At 37.6% G+C, this 17061-nt stretch carries 14 protein-coding genes; 8 read left to right on the top strand and 6 right to left on the bottom strand.

The genetic code is table 11. From position 1 onward, the window contains the following. A partial coding sequence (locus IQ247_RS26370) for a glycoside hydrolase family 38 N-terminal domain-containing protein (protein WP_445974533.1) occupies positions 1-1498 on the bottom strand: 1498 nt, incomplete at its 3' end. Positions 1499-1625: 127 nt separating this feature from the next. On the opposite strand from IQ247_RS26370, the gene IQ247_RS26365 reads away from it, so the two are divergent. Together IQ247_RS26365 and IQ247_RS26360 are read left to right on the top strand one after the other, a co-directional pair. After that, a complete protein-coding gene (locus IQ247_RS26365) occupies positions 1626-3503 on the top strand; it encodes a hypothetical protein (RefSeq protein WP_193924517.1) in 1878 nt (625 codons plus the stop codon). A 434-nt stretch (positions 3504-3937) separates the two neighbouring features. Then, on the top strand, positions 3938-4504 hold the full coding sequence (locus IQ247_RS26360) for a hypothetical protein (RefSeq protein ID WP_193924515.1): 567 nt from the start codon (positions 3938-3940) through the stop codon (positions 4502-4504). Between the two features lie 267 nt (positions 4505-4771). Here the strand turns inward: IQ247_RS26360 and IQ247_RS26355 are convergent, their stop codons facing one another. Next, positions 4772-5215, bottom strand: a complete 444-nt coding sequence (locus IQ247_RS26355; protein WP_193924513.1) for a Fur family transcriptional regulator — start codon at positions 5213-5215, stop codon at positions 4772-4774. Between the two features lie 679 nt (positions 5216-5894). Here IQ247_RS26355 and IQ247_RS26350 point away from each other — a divergent pair. Together IQ247_RS26350 and IQ247_RS26345 are read left to right on the top strand one after the other, a co-directional pair. Next, complete coding sequence (locus IQ247_RS26350) at positions 5895-8126, top strand: DUF8189 domain-containing protein (protein WP_193924511.1); 2232 nt, start codon at positions 5895-5897, stop codon at positions 8124-8126. Positions 8127-8269: 143 nt separating this feature from the next. Next, positions 8270-8743, top strand: coding sequence for a CRR6 family NdhI maturation factor (locus IQ247_RS26345; protein WP_193924509.1), 474 nt, complete (start codon positions 8270-8272; stop codon positions 8741-8743). Between the two features lie 115 nt (positions 8744-8858). On the opposite strand, the gene IQ247_RS26340 is transcribed toward IQ247_RS26345, so the two are convergent. The 3 genes from IQ247_RS26340 to IQ247_RS26330 all read right to left on the bottom strand — a co-directional run bounded on the left by IQ247_RS26340 (position 8859) and on the right by IQ247_RS26330 (position 11962). Beyond that, on the bottom strand, positions 8859-9623 hold the full coding sequence (locus IQ247_RS26340) for a hypothetical protein (RefSeq protein WP_193924508.1): 765 nt from the start codon (positions 9621-9623) through the stop codon (positions 8859-8861). 338 nt (positions 9624-9961) lie between these two features. Beyond that, on the bottom strand, positions 9962-10102 hold the full coding sequence (locus IQ247_RS26335; RefSeq protein WP_193924507.1) for a hypothetical protein: 141 nt from the start codon (positions 10100-10102) through the stop codon (positions 9962-9964). A 918-nt stretch (positions 10103-11020) separates the two neighbouring features. Beyond that, a complete protein-coding gene (locus IQ247_RS26330) occupies positions 11021-11962 on the bottom strand; it encodes a glycosyltransferase family 9 protein (protein WP_193924506.1) in 942 nt (313 codons plus the stop codon). A gap of 236 nt (positions 11963-12198) precedes the next feature. On the opposite strand from IQ247_RS26330, the gene ispD reads away from it, so the two are divergent. The 3 genes from ispD to IQ247_RS26315 all read left to right on the top strand — a co-directional run bounded on the left by ispD (position 12199) and on the right by IQ247_RS26315 (position 14381). Then, positions 12199-12882: a 2-C-methyl-D-erythritol 4-phosphate cytidylyltransferase gene (ispD, locus tag IQ247_RS26325; RefSeq protein ID WP_193924504.1), complete on the top strand. Its 684-nt coding sequence runs from the start codon at positions 12199-12201 to the stop codon at positions 12880-12882. Positions 12883-13290: 408 nt separating this feature from the next. Next, a complete protein-coding gene (scpB, locus tag IQ247_RS26320; RefSeq protein WP_193924502.1) occupies positions 13291-13836 on the top strand; it encodes an SMC-Scp complex subunit ScpB in 546 nt (181 codons plus the stop codon). 200 nt (positions 13837-14036) lie between these two features. After that, positions 14037-14381 carry a DUF760 domain-containing protein gene (locus tag IQ247_RS26315; RefSeq protein WP_193924500.1) on the top strand — a complete coding sequence of 115 codons (345 nt, stop codon included), beginning with the start codon at positions 14037-14039 and terminating at the stop codon, positions 14379-14381. Positions 14382-14506: 125 nt separating this feature from the next. Here IQ247_RS26315 and IQ247_RS26310 read toward each other — a convergent pair whose 3' ends face one another. Then, entirely contained in the window at positions 14507-15712 is a 1206-nt protein-coding gene (locus IQ247_RS26310; protein WP_193924498.1) for an HhoA/HhoB/HtrA family serine endopeptidase, read from the bottom strand. Between the two features lie 495 nt (positions 15713-16207). On the opposite strand from IQ247_RS26310, the gene IQ247_RS26305 reads away from it, so the two are divergent. Continuing rightward, on the top strand, positions 16208-17061 hold an 854-nt coding region (locus tag IQ247_RS26305), incomplete at its 3' end, for a peptidoglycan DD-metalloendopeptidase family protein (protein ID WP_193924496.1).

The following is a 17061-nucleotide window of genomic DNA, read 5'->3' as shown; positions in this document are numbered from 1 at the left end:
CCCCATCTCCTTGTCCTCTAATCTCCCGTAAATACTTCTCAACGGTAGTGAATTCAAATTCGGGACATAAAGGAGAACTTTGCCAGCGTCGGGCAATTTCGAGCATATCACGAGTGGGGCCGCCGCCGTGGTCGCCAACACCGGGAAGCCAAAGGTAATTTTGTAAACCCGTTTGTTTCTCCCAGGCAACAGAATATTCTACCATTTTTACTGGGTCGATACCTTCACCAATCGGTGCCGACATCAAGCTAAATATTTCACTACCATCTGGCGATCGCCACCAAAAAGCACCATGAGGAAACTTAGTCGTATCATTCCAAATCAGCTTTTGAGTCACAAAATATTCAACTCCCGCACAAACCATAAATTGGGGTAAAGTCCAGCAAAAACCGAAGCTATCAGGAAGCCATGCCACCGTTGAAAACTCCCCAAACTTTTCTTTAACATAAAGCTGACCATATAACAATTGACGGACAATCGATTCCCCAGAAATTATATTTAACTCCGGTTCCACCCAGAAAGCCCCAACAACTTCCCAAAGATGATTTTCAACAGCCTTTTTAACTTCTACAAACAAATCCGGACAATTATCTTCCACCCAAGCATAAAGCGCTGGAGTAGAATGACAAAAAATCAATTCCGGGAAATCCTCTTGCAGCTTTAAAACCGACGTAAAAGTATTCTTAGCAGCCTCCCAAGTTTCACTAACTTGCCATAACCATGCCATATCCAAATGTGCATGACCCACAAGATAGATTTTAGATTTTAGATTTGTAATTTTCGATTGAAGATTATCCCGTAAATTAGCAAGACACTCATTAACTCTCTCCTTAGCGTACTCAGCGCCTCTGCGGTTAATTTCCCCAACAACCTCCTGCACCAACCCAGCAATCACATTCAAATTATCCGGTGCAAAAGCTTCACAATAACCCAGGGCGATCGCCAACTCCGCAGCCACAAAACCAGGATCAACATTATTCCCCACAGTTTCATACACACACCTAGAACTTACCAAAGCACCATTATCATGTTCCGGACTTACCAAACGTAAAGCAACAGTAAACTCCTCACCCGGTATTGCCTCATCAGTTAATAAAACTCGTTGCGAAAAATCAAATAAATCTCCCTCGGCGACCAAAGAACCATTAATATAGACTTGAGCAGAATCTGCCCACCAAACCAAAGCCAATCGCAAACACAAACCCGCAACTGGATAACCCTGCAAATCCTGGGGAACGATGATTTTTTGTGCCAACCAAAGCACATTTTTACCCTTCTCCCAAGCAATATGTCCTTTCGCGTTTAACTGTGTAGTATCCCAACCAGAAAAATCCGCCGCGAAAACCTCACTCACCAAAATGTCACCTGAAAAACAGCGCCAATTTGAGCGAACATCCAAAGTACTAAAAGCACGTAATTTATCAACAACTTGCAAAATAGTTTGGGAATGAGTTTGTGAACTTAAATTTGTATTAGATTCAGGTATGGAGTTAGTCATATTTCCGCTAAAATCGAGTCAACAGTTCTACAAACTCAATACTAAAAGATTATAAAATTTCTCACATAAAAATTTTGGTTGTCTTTTCGCCTCTAACCTCTAACCTCTAACCTTTAACCTTCCTACCATGCCTTCTGCTTCCAAAGGACGTTACCAAAGTAGGCTATTTAACTTCTTTCACAAACAATCCCGACGGTTTGGTGAAGGATTCGGACGCTCGTTACGACAATTACAAGTTGCAACAAGTTGGTCTCTAGAAGCACTTTCTAAATCAATATATTTACTGTTACAAAAAGCTGTTGATTCTGCTGGAACCCAATTATCGGCAGCTAAAGAAGAATCTCGGTTAAAATTGCAGCCATCAGAACCTACTGCCGATACTGCGATTGTACGAATACTAGAAAACATAGAAACGCAATATATTCCATCTTTAGATAATTCACAATTATCTATTTCTATTTCTACTACTTCTAAAACAAACATTGTACCGTTAACATCTTGCTCTCTAGCTAATCAGGAAAGTGGGGTTGTTGAAATTATTGAGCAAGATGTATGTGCTTCGCCGACGCTTTGCGAAGGCACTACGATTATTCCGTTCTCGGTAGAAGATTGCCGTTCGCGCAGCGTCTCCCTCCAGGGAGAAAATAAAAACCGCAGAGACGCGGAGAACACGGAGGAAAGAGGTAAAGAGAGATTGGTAATTTTAGAAGGGGATAGGAGTAATCAAATTAGTGAGGAAGATGCTATTAGTAATTTAAAGTATTCTTCTGGGAAAATTCGAGGAATTGCTTCACAACTCTCGAACCAGAATTTAGTATTGGTAACAAGTGAAAACGAAATTATTGATATTTTAACTTTATCGCAACAGCAAACCTTACAAAACAAAATAATATCTGAAATTGCTAATTATTGGCGTTCGTGGCGATTATCTCAAGCTAAGCAGGAAACAAAATTATTATCTAGAGTAGAAAGTATATTCAAAATATTTGCTCCCAGTAATGATCGCAAAACTGAAACCTTGCTTCCTATAAGTATAAATGCAAGAGTAAAAATCAACCCAAAAACACTAGCATCCTTAGATACTGCTGTTGCGAAATTAGAAACAAACGCTTTAGTTCCCGTATCCCGCGCTCAGATGATTGTACAACAGCGCGGTGGTGAATTAATTAAAGTAGTCAAAGCAAAATTAGATATCTTTTTATATGGCGATCGCAATTTAACTGTCAGCAGCAAACAAGTAGTAGCGGATGGTAATTTAGAAAGTCAAAAGTCAGCAGTACTCCGCCGATTCTCGGCGGGCAGTAAGCTAACGGGCATTCCCCAGTCAAAAATTCAAGCTTTAATTTCAGCAGCTTTGAATTACTTTTACGGAAAATCTCAAAATGAAAAAATCAAGCAAACTCCACCAACACCTTATCTTTCTGTAAGTAAACCCAAAACTCCTCCTCAGTTACAAAGTCAACAGTCAACAGATGATTGGGTAAGTTTTAATGATTTGTTTAATAGTGGATTATCGCAACGAAATCAAAAAAATCAGCCATTAAATAAGAATGTAGAAACTATTAAAAAGCAATTAAAACCTTCTACAGAAGTAAATAATTCCTCCGAAAAACTATTTGGACGTTTCCAAATTCCAAATTGGCGCACTTTACGACTTAAACAAAAAGCTGGTTTACAAAAGCCACAAAAACCTGTTGTACGAAACCAGCAAGATAGTTATATAAAAAAAAGCGGGCAAGATGCCCACACTACTGGAATCTACGAAAAAATTACAATTACTCCAAATTCGAGATTAAAAAATCAAAATCAAGGAGAAATCACCCAAACTCACGAATCAACCCAAGTCGAAGCCAAACCAGAATGGATCGAAACCAAAGCAGAACTAATTGGTTATCACAAACATCCCTTAGAGCAACTTTTAGCATTGATTGACAGTGCAATGTTGAAAATCGAAGAAGCATTTGTAAATTTAGCAAAGGCTTTACAAAAATTGTGGGGGAAATAAAGTTAGGAGTGAGGAGTTATGAGTGTACTCAGACAGAATTAATTACATACCAAGATTGGATGTTCCTTGTTCCCTGTCTCAACGTGAGACATGAATTTAATTTTGTCCAACTACTTATGACGACTAATAGTTTGAGGGTTATTATAATAAATTTGGTATAAACTCTTAAAAGATAATAATCTAATAATATAGCGGTTTTCACTTGGGTGTAATACAAATTTTACCTCACCCCGCCCAAAGCAACCCCTCTCCAAGGCATCGGAGAGGGGAGGGGGTGAGATTTTAGTGTATTGGACTCAACTGAAATTTGCTATAAAAATTTTATTTATGTCAAAATGAATACGTAAAAACACTATGCATAATTGTATGTTTTATATAATTATAATCTGTTTTTGGTAGATCCAATGTAGAAGAGTATGCTGATCAAAGACTGTATGAATATAAAGTTTGGGAAAATCGTCAATTTCTTATCAAAACAAGCTAATGTGATTGGCGATAGGCGAAGCCGACACCTCCGGGTGTATCGCTGTTCAAGCTTGTTGTGGATTTACAGAGTAATTGATATTGAAGTTGAGCGGGGAATGCCGCCCAGCTTACTGCCCGCCGTTGACTTTGAAGATTTGCAGAAAGTCGTCATTCATTTAAAAGATGCTGTAGATGTGATGAAACCATTAGAAATGTCTACTAGCAAAATTCAATTACACGACTTTACGACTGTTTTTGTATTTTTAGAATCAGCTAGAAATGCATTATTTAGAGCAAAAATTCCTAATGCAGCAAAAGCAATGGATAGAGTGATCAAAAATATCAAAAAAGCGTGCAAAATACAATCGGAAAAGCATCAGAAAAGGTTGATTTCAGAAATATTAAATAGTTTAAATCAGGTGTTAGATTCAATCGAAAAATCAATCTCTAATGTTGTATCACCGATAGTTACTCATATGACTTATGAGCAGTTATTGTCTAAACTCACAACTTATTCGTCAAATGCAGCTTTTTAAATAACTGCATATAACCAATTGCATTGACAAGCAATAAATATTTGATTTTTGGATTTTTTGATTTCTAGGTGTCATCTACCAATCCACTAACGAGACTTAAAAGCTATTAATAGCACGATTAAAATTTAAGTATGATATCGGCTTATAAGTAATAGTGTTCCCATTTATTTTACCAATTTGCAGTATAACCATACTCGAATATTGTACAGACGCAATATTATGAGCATCTCTACCGTTTAACACCCGGATTTTGACGATAAATCTCGATTAATCCGCAGAACTGCGATAACCATAGAAGTTAACGCTATAATCCGTTATCCGTACTCCTGTCTTTTCCTCTACAGAACGAATCACTTCTTCAGGTAATTCCAAATGAACGTCTAAAATTTGATTCGTATCCAAACAATTAACATGACTGTGAGAATCGCTGATATTTCCATACAAACGTCCATCACAGCGCTCGATACATTCAATAATACCACCAGACGATAAGGCTTCTAAGTTCTGGTAAACAGATGTATGTCCAATTTCCTTACCTTCTAAATTTAGCCTGTCATAAATTTCACGAGCGGAGAGATGCTCGTTGGCTTTCCATAAAAGTTCTAAAATATAACGACGCTGACGACTAACTCGCATACCCAAAGTTTGACATCTTTCAAGTGCGTCTTCTAAAGAACGAATTGGTTTTGTAAATAATGTTTGTTTTTGCATATTTGTATTTTTAAATATGAAAGTTTCTTTTTTATTTCGTAGATACAAAAATTAAAGTAATCATACACACAATCTTTTTTGGTGTTTTCCCCTTTTTTTGCATCTACAAAGACGCGGAATCATCAGATGAACTTTTCAATGCTTGTTAAAGTCTAGTTGTCAACAGTTAATCTAAAATAAACTCATTACCACTTTAGCTTAAATTTACTGTAAACGTCTACTTCACAGTAGATTAAGTATTACACAAAGATAACTTATGTCGTTTGTTTAACTAGCGTTACCTTTTAGTTCTTTGTAGTTAATTGATTGCTTGCTTCAGTATTTACAACGCCGCGTTCTTTAGAGTAATCATACTGAACTAGTTTTTTTATCTGTTTTTCCTGTAATTGCTACTGGGTGTAAATAATTAGACATATTAAATTTTATCCGCGATCAGCTTTTATTTTTGCCCTTAAAAACAAAAATAACTGTGGTTTCTACTGAGGATTAAAGCCCGATATTGGTTTTTTCAGTACATCTACTTATTCTCATCTAGGCTGGTGTATTTACATAATGTCTGTAAACAAGCTTGGAAAATACAAGCAGTAAATAAGCACATCTACTTAACGGTATTTGCTGAGTTATTGAACAAGCAAACAACCGTAATTTCCACTATTCAGTATTGAACAGGGTGATAAAAATGCAAAGTAATCTCAATAATGGTTTTAATAATTCTGGGCGCACAATGCCTTCCTTGGATATGAACTCCCCATCTGCACCTCGTGAAATGCCTAGTAGCGCCATGGATGCGGCATCTGCTTACGGACATATGCAGAAAGTATTAGTAGAACTGCGCGTTCCCAGTAATCAAGGTGTATTAGCTGCATCTCGGACGGCTGCACAAATCAATGTAAGTAGTTTCAGATTTGATACCAGCTACGAACCGATAACAGTTAATTCCAGTAGCGAGCAACTATCTAGCTTGCAAGCTAACAACGAAGAAACGGTTATAGTGCGCGGCATTATACAAGAAAACGATATTCAGGAATTAGAATCACAAGCTAACGTCATCAAAGTTTACAAAGATACCCCCATTGCACCCTTTGATATTGCCTTATTAGAAAAAAACAGAGATTTAGTCGCACCGATGGATGGGGCGCAAAATTGTCCTATCGGTACCTGTGATTGCTCTCCGACAACAGCCAAGGGAACCATAGCCGATGTAGCCAAGTATTTCGGTGCCGACCAAATTTGGGCAGCTGGTTTCAAAGGAGAAGGTATCGTTGTTGGTGTTGTTGATGGTGGAATAACTGCTGAAGGTCGCGATATTGGTCCGTCAGAAACCATTCTTCGTGTCAAAAATGTGATTGGTGGTCCAGCATCCGACTGGGGAACTACCGCCAAAGAATGGGGTGAACACGGTAATATGTCCGCTACCGATGTATTAGGAATGGCACCCGCAGCCAAACTCTACGATTGCCGAATTTCCGGTGGAGATGCCATATCCAACGCTTTAAAAGTATTCGATTGGGCAATTAAGCAGTATCAAACCGACGGTACACCCCAGATTCTCACCAACAGTTGGGGAATTTACCAAGAAAGCTGGGATGAATTTTATGCAAACAATCCCGAACATCCTTTCACTCGTAAAGTTGTAGAAGCGATTGAGCAAGGTATCTTAGTATTGTTTGCAGCGGGTAACTGTGGAGGTAGCTGCCCTTCCCAAAGATGCGGTACCGATACTGGTTCGGGTAAAAGCATTTGGGGTGCAAACGGACATCCTTTAGTCATGACGGTTGGTGCAGTCAATAAAGAAGAACAGTTTATTGGTTATAGTAGTCAAGGACCTGCATCTTTAGACCCCAACAAACCGGATTTTTGCTCGGTGAGTCATTTTAAAGGTTACTTTGCTAGCGATAACGGCACCTCTGCGGCTTGCCCGATTGCTGCTGGGGTGGTTGCGTTACTCAAGCAAGCTAAATCTGACTTAAATCAACAAGAAGCTAAAGAACTCCTCAAGAGTACCGCGAAAAACATTGGTGAACCTGGTTTTGATCATCATTCCGGTGCTGGAATTATTCAAGCAAAAGCCGCTTTTGACCAACTCTTACCTCAACAGCCAAAATGGCACGAATGGGAAAGCTGGGGAGGTAATAGTTTCTATGCACCTGCGGTTGTTTCTTCTGAAGAAAATCATCTTGATGCCTTTATTGTCGGTGGAGACAGTGCGATTTATCGTAAATCTTGGCACGAAGATAAAAATCCCGGTGAGTGGGAGAAGCTAGACGGCTTTAGTTTGGGAACCCCTGCGGTGCTATCCCGTGACAAACAAAATATCGATCTATTTATCATCTCTCAAGAACGTACATTGCAGCGTAAATGTTGGAATGGGAAAATTTGGAGTGAATGGGAAAATTTAGGTGGTTTATGCAAGCACGGTGTCACAGCTACTAGTTGGGGTAGCGATCGACTTGATGTATTTAGCGTTGCAGCCGACAATGCTGTTTGGCACAAATTCTGGAACGGTGAATGTTGGAGTGAATGGCTTTCTTTGGGTGGTATCAGTTTGGGTACTCCAGCAGCAGTTTCTTTACAAGAAAACTCCATTGATGTATTTATTCGAGGTTGCGACCATGCTATATATCGTAAATCTTGCAACGGTACATCTTGGAATAGTAACTGGGAAAGCTTAGGTGGTCTATGGTTATACTCTCCCGCAGTAACTGCAAATACTAATACTATCAATATATTTACTATTGGTACGGATAACGCAATACACCGTAAAACCTGTGATCGCGCTACTACAAGCGAATGGCAAAACCTTGGGGGAGCATCAATTTCGGCTCCTGCTGCCCTATCTTGGGGACAAAACCGCATCAATATATTTGCTGTCGGTGGTGATAACGCTTTATACCACAAGTGGTTGAGTTAGGTTTAATCTCATTCAGCGATTCATAAAATTGTCGATATAAATCGAATTTGAGGGAGACGTTGCACTGCAACGTCTCTACATTATTGTTTATGTGTATAATTATTAATTTAAAATCTAAAATCCAAAATCCAAAATTCTAATTAATGACTTTAACTATTACACTTTCGAGTAACTCTATCAACAGCTTGGATTTGTCCCCTGCAACAGCGGTAATCGATAAAATCCTTGCTCTTGATAATATTGCATCGAGCGAACAACAATTATGCTTTGATATTCAGTACGATTTAGAAGCAGGAGATCCACGGGAACTTTCAGAAATTCCCGAAGTGCGACTATGGTTTATCCGTTTGGATGCTAAATACCCGTGGCTACCATTTTTACTGGATTGGCAATCGGGAGAATTTGCCCGTTATGCTGCTTTATTGGTTCCACATCAGTTTAACTCCAAAGAAGGTATTCAATACAATCCGGAAGCTTTGGAAATTTTCATCATGCACAAAACCTTTGTCTTGAAAGATTGGCTCGAACAACAAAATATTCCCAGTCAATCTCGAATCAAGTCAATGGCTAAGTTGCTTGGTTATGACTTAGATGATGAGCTATTTCAAATGCTCTAATTCAATTGCAATTTCCCAGATACTGAACGTAAGGTTAAGCTAGGGTAAACGTAGCACAAAGGCTACTCTCAAACAAAGTAAATCCTTACGCTCAGTGACTAAATGCAGTTACTGTTTACTGAATACGAGATATCAAACTTAATGCAGTATTAAAAGCATACTCAACAGCTTTGGATTTACTTGGCAAAGCTGATTGCCAAATGCGATAGTCGTTATATTCAACAATCGATTTAGCCATATCATCAATATAAATTTTATTTAAAATATCGTATTGGGCTGATTCAAAATCTTCTAACCTCTTGCCGTTTTGGATAACTTCCTCACCAGCTTTGATAAATTCATCTAAAATTATTTGCGTGTACCGTTTTCCTACACCTTCTGCAAAAATAGATGTCGATTTAAATGCTTTATATTCTTCCAATAGCATATCGGCTATTTTGATTCCAACTAATTTATTCCAACTCGACGGAATTTCAATATCTAAATAATCATGATCATTATATTTATATTGTAAATATTCATAAATATCTACAGCGGATTTCTCCAATTTTTTACCGGCAAATAATTCTTTTAAAGGTTGAATGCTTGTACTAAAAGATGAGTCTGTAAATACATATTCTCCACCTTCGGGACATTCATACATCATATAAGTCCAAATCCCAGAGCTTGCTGTATCTGTACTTACAGATTGAAAAAAAGTAATAGTTCCATCTTCTTCACTTTCAAAATATGCACTTTCTGTATCGGAAAATTGCCATAAAGGTATGTTCTGGCAAGAAAGCATGATTTTTCTATAAATACCTGTGAGATGATGAGGTTGAGTCTCTACTTGGATATAACGTTTTTTAGTAATAACTAAACTATGTAACCGAATCGCCATTGTTTCTTTCCTTTTATTTACTTAATCATTTCAATGCGGTGATTTCACCTACTTAACAGCTAGATAGAAGTTCATGCAAAAAGAATTTATCGCTTTTCCTTCATTTGTACATCTTTCACAAGGAATAATGTTTGTATCATTTCACAAAGAATAATGTTTGTATCAATTGCCTTCTTTACATTCAAATATGTAAATTGATTTGCGATTGATTACTAACAATAAACTGTCTAAATCAACTCCTTAATAGATGTTGACCAATAAAAGTTACAAAACTTCAAACTAGCTGTTAACTTCAAAAGCCAAAAGACTTTTAGTGATTCAATAAAAAAAATGACAAGCTAGCTTTGATAGTAGAGATACATCAAGTTAATTAAGTTTTCTCTACTATCACCAGCTTTGACAACCAAGTCATCTGCTTGGTAGCGAGAGGCTGACACTACTGCTGATAACCTTTGACTCAGAGGCTCCCCGCACGCCATTTTTTTTAATTTCTGATTTATCATTCCCCAAAATGAAATCGAACTAACATTCTGACCAAAAAAAAATCTATTTTTTTTTCTCAACAGTGGATTAACTTAAGTAGCAAGCGGTTTACAGGCGACAAATAAATTCATCTCTTAAACACAACATTTTGTTACTCATACTAAATTCTTTGATCAAATGTATTCTATTTAACATTTACCGTTTATCTAAACCAAAGTTTTGTTTTTTAAGTACACAAACTTAATTAACAGATAAACTTTGAACTAGGCTTTATAGCTTAATAGATACTTCAATTTTTTTGTTGAGGGGTTTAACCCCCTTAATAATTGGATTCATTGCCTGGCATAGGATAAGACTATTTTTTAGAAATTTATATTTTATACATTTATTCATTTGATCCCACTAATTTGATTTTGATTAAACTGCTTATAAAAAGTTTAGTTGCTTAAACTAATCGGGTTATCAAAAAGTATCTTTATTGTATTTTTAAATACAAAGATTTTTTTGATAGATATTTATTAAAACATAATTTTATAATTTTAAAACGTAAATTATTGTATAGATTTTAATTAATGATTAACCTACCGATAACAAAAAATTAATTATGCTTTGCAGAGAATAATTTTTGGTGATAAACTCCGCTAAAACACTTTATTCACAAATAAATAACTTGATTATTTTACTAAACTAATTTGTATTGTAAATCACAAAAATCAGATTTTTTTGATAATAATATAAAAAATAGACTTAGTTAAAACAGAGAAGTCGGGTTTCTTTGAGAAACCCGACTTCTTCCTTGTGAAAATAGATAAAAAAATCACACCAGGTATTTTTGTTTATATTTGTTTATACCCGGTGTTGCAATAGTGATAGTGAATTTTACTTTCTGAGCTTTTTCTGAATCGGAAAATTCCTTAGCCTTGCCAAATTTTTTCTAAAATGGTTGCTGGTTGGATATCCCCGATGATGCCGGTATCTGATTTAATTGCAATAAACTTATCGCTTTGAGGCAATGCTTTCATGGGTTCGGTTGAGCCGAATAAAGCAATGGTGTAAGTTTCTAAAAACACAGCAAGTTGCATCGGCGCACTATCAGTACACAACATTAAATTAGCCCCGGCGATCGCCGCTGCTAGTTTACCAATATTATCGGGGAAAATTTCTTTAATATCTGGTATGGCTGCTTTGAGAGTACTGAGTAAATCTTGATTATCCAACTGCGAAAAAACCACTACCGGCATATCTGGTTGCTTTTTTTTAAAATCTTGAATGACAGATAGCCATTGTTTCGCGGGATAGGAAGTATTATTATTAATTGACCCATCGCAAACCAAAATATAGCCAGTATCTTTAACTTCTAAACGCAATTGTTCGGAAGTTGCCCATTCAATATCTGGTTTTGGTACATTGATTGCTAGTTCAGGATAACTAGAATTAATTCCTAACCCTTGGAGCAAATCGTGGTACATATAAGCCGCATACTGCTGTTTGTTTTCGGATACTACACGATTAAAAAATAAAGAACTATTTCCCTTAAAACCAACTCGCGTGTTGATACCAGTCAACCAAAGCATTAAACCAGTAAACCAGCTTTGGGATGGGGTAATCGCGATATCATATTCGCGATCGCGAATTGTGCCAATTAAGTTACCCCAATCAGCCATACTATTACGATCTTTAAAATCAAAGGCTAGCACTTCGTCTACGGACTTACTTATTCGGTAAGTAGCCTTTGAGGAAGGTTCACACACCACATCAACGCGAGATGTATTATACTTCCGCTTGAGATTGTCTAGAGTCGGAAAGAATAGAATTTGTTCACCTATTCCACCAGGGACAAGGGCTACTATTCGCATATTATTTATTTACGCTTACTGGATATTTATTTTAGGGGAAGATAGGGGGACAATTCGCAATTCAAGAAAAGTTAGGAGTTAGTACCACCGGAGTTGTTGTAGAGACGTAGCACTGCTACGTCTCTACGGGAATTAAAAGGAAGGGAGTTTTGAATAATTTAGTCTTTCTCCTGTAGCTTTTCCCCTCGGAAGTGGGTTCAAAAAATATTATTGATTGAAATCGAGGAACTATCAAAGTGTATTTATTAATTCCGGCAGCCGGAAGCGGTAGAAGAATGAATAGTAACCGTAATAAACTTCTGTTAAATTTGCTGGGACAATCGATAATTAGCTGGACTATCCAAGCAGCTACAACAGCCAATTGTATCAGTTGGATTGGTATAATTTCTCAACCGGATGACTGGCAAGACTTTGAGGAAATTATCGAACAGTTGAAATTAAACAAACCAGTAAAATTAATTCTAGGTGGTTCTACTCGTCAAGAATCCGTTTACAATGGTTTAAGGGCATTGCCAGCTTCTGCCTCGCAAGTATTAATTCATGATGGAGCAAGATGCCTTGCCACGCCAAATTTATTTGATTCGTGTGCCGAAACTCTTCTTCATACTGACGGTTTGATTGCCGCAGTTCCAGTAAAAGACACGATTAAAATTGTTAACGATAATAACATAGTTCAATCAACACCAGACCGACGGCAATTGTGGGCTGCACAAACACCCCAAGGATTTGATGTCAAGTTATTAACACAATGTCATACACAAGCCGTCAGCAAAGCTTGGCAAGTCACCGATGATGCTGCTTTGTTTGAAAAATGTGGATTAGAAGTATCCATAGTTCAGGGAGAAGAAACTAATTTAAAAATTACCACTCCACAAGATTTAGCGATCGCAGAATTTATTTTGAAAAGTAGAAATGGGTAATTGGTAATTGGTAATTGGTAATTGGTAATGGGTAATTGGTAATGGGTAATGGGTAATTGGTAATGGGTAATGGGTAATTGGTAATGGGTAATTGGTAATGGGTAATTGGTAATGGGTAATTGGTAATTGTTTACTATTCCCAACTCCTAACTCCCAACTCCTAACTCCTAACTCCTAACTCCCAACTCCTAACTCCTAACTCCCAACTCCCAACTCCTAACTCCCAACTCCTAACTCCTAACTCCTAACTCCTAACTCCTAACTCCTAACTCCCAACTCCCAACTCCCTATTTAACATTGACTTTTTTTTCATAAAATGGTATTGTATGTGCCAACTTACTTATAGTTTGTTTTCTTGAGTTGTGCATTGTCCATTGCGATTAACTCTTGAATTTGGATTAATAACTCATGACTTTAGAGGCATCAAAGATAGAAGCTATTTTGTATCTGAAGGGAAAACCCTTGTTAATCGGTGAGATAGCTGCTGTGGCAAAGTGCGATCGCGCTACGGCAGAGGAAGGGATAATCGAATTAATTGATGAATATGCTCGTCGAGATAGCGCTTTAGAAGTTATAGAAACGCCGCAGGGCTACAGTCTGCAATTGCGATCGCATTTTCATGAGTTGGTGCAAACGCTGATTCCTGTGGAGTTGGGTGTAGGAGCATTAAGAACTTTGGCTGCAATTGCTCTTAATAGTCCGATGCTGCAAAGCGATTTGATTAACTTACGGGGTTCGGGGGCTTATCAACACGTGGTAGAATTGGTTGAACAAGGTTGTGTCCGTAAACGACGTAGTGGCGATTCTCGCTCATTTTCGCTGCAAGTTACTCCAAAATTTCATCAATATTTTCAAATAGATCAATTACCTCAACCTTTTTCTAATATTAAGAAGGAACGACAACTCGAATTAGAGTTAGAGTCCCCACCCAGCGCAACTGCGGAAAGCGCATGAAACATCATCTAAATAATCTCAGACAAAATTAACGAAACTTACCAAAAATAGCCAGGACAGCTATTAACAGTGCAATATAGTCTTCTATATGGCTGTAAACAGAAAAATGTAGCTAACTTAAAATTCCAGCAGTTTGAAGGTGTCTCATACTCTTAGTATGGTTTAGAGTAGAATTAGCAACGAGAGCGAATAAATTGCCAATGGTGTTTGATCCAGACTTTTTGAACGACAACTTCGAGCAACACCCCAATCAAAATATTTTTGACAACATTGAGGAAAATCCCAATCAGTTGCTCAAATATCTTGAACATCAACCTCCCGAAGTTTTAGCAAGGGTAGCCCAGTCTGTCAGCCCCGAAATTAAACAAATCATTTCACAAAACGTCCAAGGGCTTGTGGGAATGTTACCCCCAGCAAATTTTAACGTACAAGTGACAACAGACAGGGATAATCTTGCTGGACTCTTAGCTTCAGCAATGATGACGGGATATTTTCTGCGCCAAATGGAACAAAGAATGAATTTGGATAATTTAACTAACAAATAGGATTAACTACTAATTGATAATTGATAATTAATAATTAATAATTAATCAAATAATTATTAATTATCCTCTACCCTTTGTGGAGAAGTTAATTATCAATTGTCAATTGTTCATTCTCAATTGTTTAATTAACCATGAGGATAAACGCCAGACTGAACTTTAAAGGTTTTTAGTTTATCTTCCCGTTTGACTTGAATTTGTAGCATATCTCCCACCGTGGAAGATTCAACTATTTTTTGGACTTGTGCAGAAGTTTTAACAGTTTGGTTGTTAACTTTTTCAATCATGTCCCCAGGAAGCAATCCTGCTTCTTTTGCGGGGGATTTCTCTGTAACTCTCCTAACTAAAATACCAGTATCTTGGTTTAATTTCAGTGATGTTTCTTGATTGATCTGCTTTGTTTTTGTCGGAGTCAAATCCACCATTTCGATACCGAGGAATGGATGTTGTACTTCTCCTTTGGAAAACAACTCATTAGCAATACGAGCAGCAGTTTCGATGGGAATCGCAAACCCCAAACCTTGGGCATCGGCTCGAATCGCTGTATTCACCCCAATTACTTCACCCCGCGAATTTAATAAAGGCCCCCCAGAATTGCCGGGGTTAATTGCAGCATCAGTTTGGATAAAACTAACTCGCTTATCTGGAACACCTACTTGAGCGCTAGTACGATCGGTAGCGCTGATAATGCCAATTGTCACAGTATTATCTAAACCCAAAGGATTACCAATGGCGATCGCCCATTGTCCCGGAATCAAATTTCGAGAACTGCCTAATTTAACATTAGGTAATTTATCACCGGGAATCTTGACAACAGCCACATCTGTAACTTTATCAACCCCAACCACTTTACCTTCAAAAGTGCGACCGTCCTTGAGGGTTACTTGTACGGTATCTGTATCTGATACTACATGAGCATTGGTGAGTAATTTTCCATCATCACTTAAGATAAAACCAGAACCCGTACCCCGCTCAATTCTTTCTTGGGGAAATGGTTGTTCATCTTCTCCAAAAAAGCGGCGTAGAAGAGGATTTTTTAATGCGTCTGATATGGGATTTGCTACTTTACGAGTAGCATTAATTCGTACTACAGCAGATCCAGTTTTTTGGACTGCCGTAGCAATAAAGTTCATTTCACCGCCTTCATTACCGCCACCAGATACTCCTATAGGATTGTTGATAACAGTTTCTGGGGGTAAAGCTACTGTGACATTTTTGAAATCATTAAAAGAGCGATTTTGTGGCAGGATAAAACGACTTGCAAATAAACCTACACCACCACCAATTGCGAGTAAAGAAAGGGAAACAGCCAGTTGCTTTACAGATAACTTCATAACCATAACGCTCAAAGACAGCAATGCAGATGCTAATTTCTAAGTGTAATCAACTGATAAGCCAGTTGACCGATAAATTTAACGACAAAAAAGTTAAAATAAATAGCTTTGAATATTAAGATTAATGGGAATCAATCAATCCGATAATTTGGGATTTATAATAAAAGATTAACTTTAAAAATGAATCTGGGGGAATGCTAATTCTACTACCTACGCCACGATCAACTTATTAATTGTGTTTAATTGTGTTCGGCGCAACTGTTACAAGAACAGCTATCATCAAACAAACATTCAAACTAGGAGTCTATAAGCTATTAGTTTCGCTTTGCTAGTAATTAATGAAAAATCAAAAAAGATGAATAAATATTCTTTTTTCATGTTAACTTTTGTCAAGAATAATTTTGACTAGCAAGGCTTAGCTGTTAGCTACTAGAGAAATCTGCCCCAGTCAAAATTTAAAATAATCGATAAATAAACTTATCATTGTTTATATACATGAGCTTTCGTGATTGTTCAGTCTTATTTTCTAGTTTAGCCGGTATATTGGGGTTAATATCTACATTCCCTAACTTAGCTTCGGCGCAGTCAGAAGCAAGAAAGTGTCCGACTCCAGCCTTAGAGCGTTTTGTACGTCACCAAGTAGCAGCAGAAGAAACTTTACAAACCATAGCTCAACGCTATGATATTAGTTCTGCAACTATTATCCGCATGAATCCTACAATACGTAACGGTAAAGTTACTGTAGGTCAAAATTTAATCATTCCTCCCTACGATGGGATTGTAGAACAAGTACCCAGCGGACAAACTTTACGAGAAATAGCAGCAAAACACAAAATCCGTGCCGATGCGCTTTTTGAAGTCAACGGTTGTCAAGAAAATCCTAGAGTCGTTTTTGTTCCAGAATTCAAGAAAAAACTTGAAAATTCGGTTCAAGAAGAATCGAATATTCTCGATAATATTTCTAATTTTAATCAAATAACCGGGTATCCGTTACCAGAGAAGACTACTGTAGCGTTCCCTTATGGATGGCAAATAAATCCAACCAACGGTGATGTTTTCTTCCACAGTGGTATAGATTTGTCATCTCCACTGGGGACTTCGGTACAAGCAGTCGGTGAGGGAGTAGTGGTATTTGCCCAAGAACAAGGTACTTACGGCAACTTAGTCATAATCAATCACAGCAACGGAGTACAAAGCCGCTATGCCCATCTTCAGGATATCAAAATTAGCGTCGGCGAGGAAGTAGCAAAAGGCGACTTAATCGGAACCGTCGGAGCCACCGGAACACCAACCATCAAACAACCCCACCTTCATTTTGAAATACGTTCGAGTTCATCTCTAGGTTGGGT

Origin of the sequence: Plectonema cf. radiosum LEGE 06105 (genome assembly GCF_015207665.1) — a bacterium.
GTDB classification, from domain to species: Bacteria; Cyanobacteriota; Cyanobacteriia; order Cyanobacteriales; family Nostocaceae; genus Rivularia; species Rivularia radiosa_A.
This window is presented reverse-complemented; position numbering and strand designations above follow the sequence as displayed.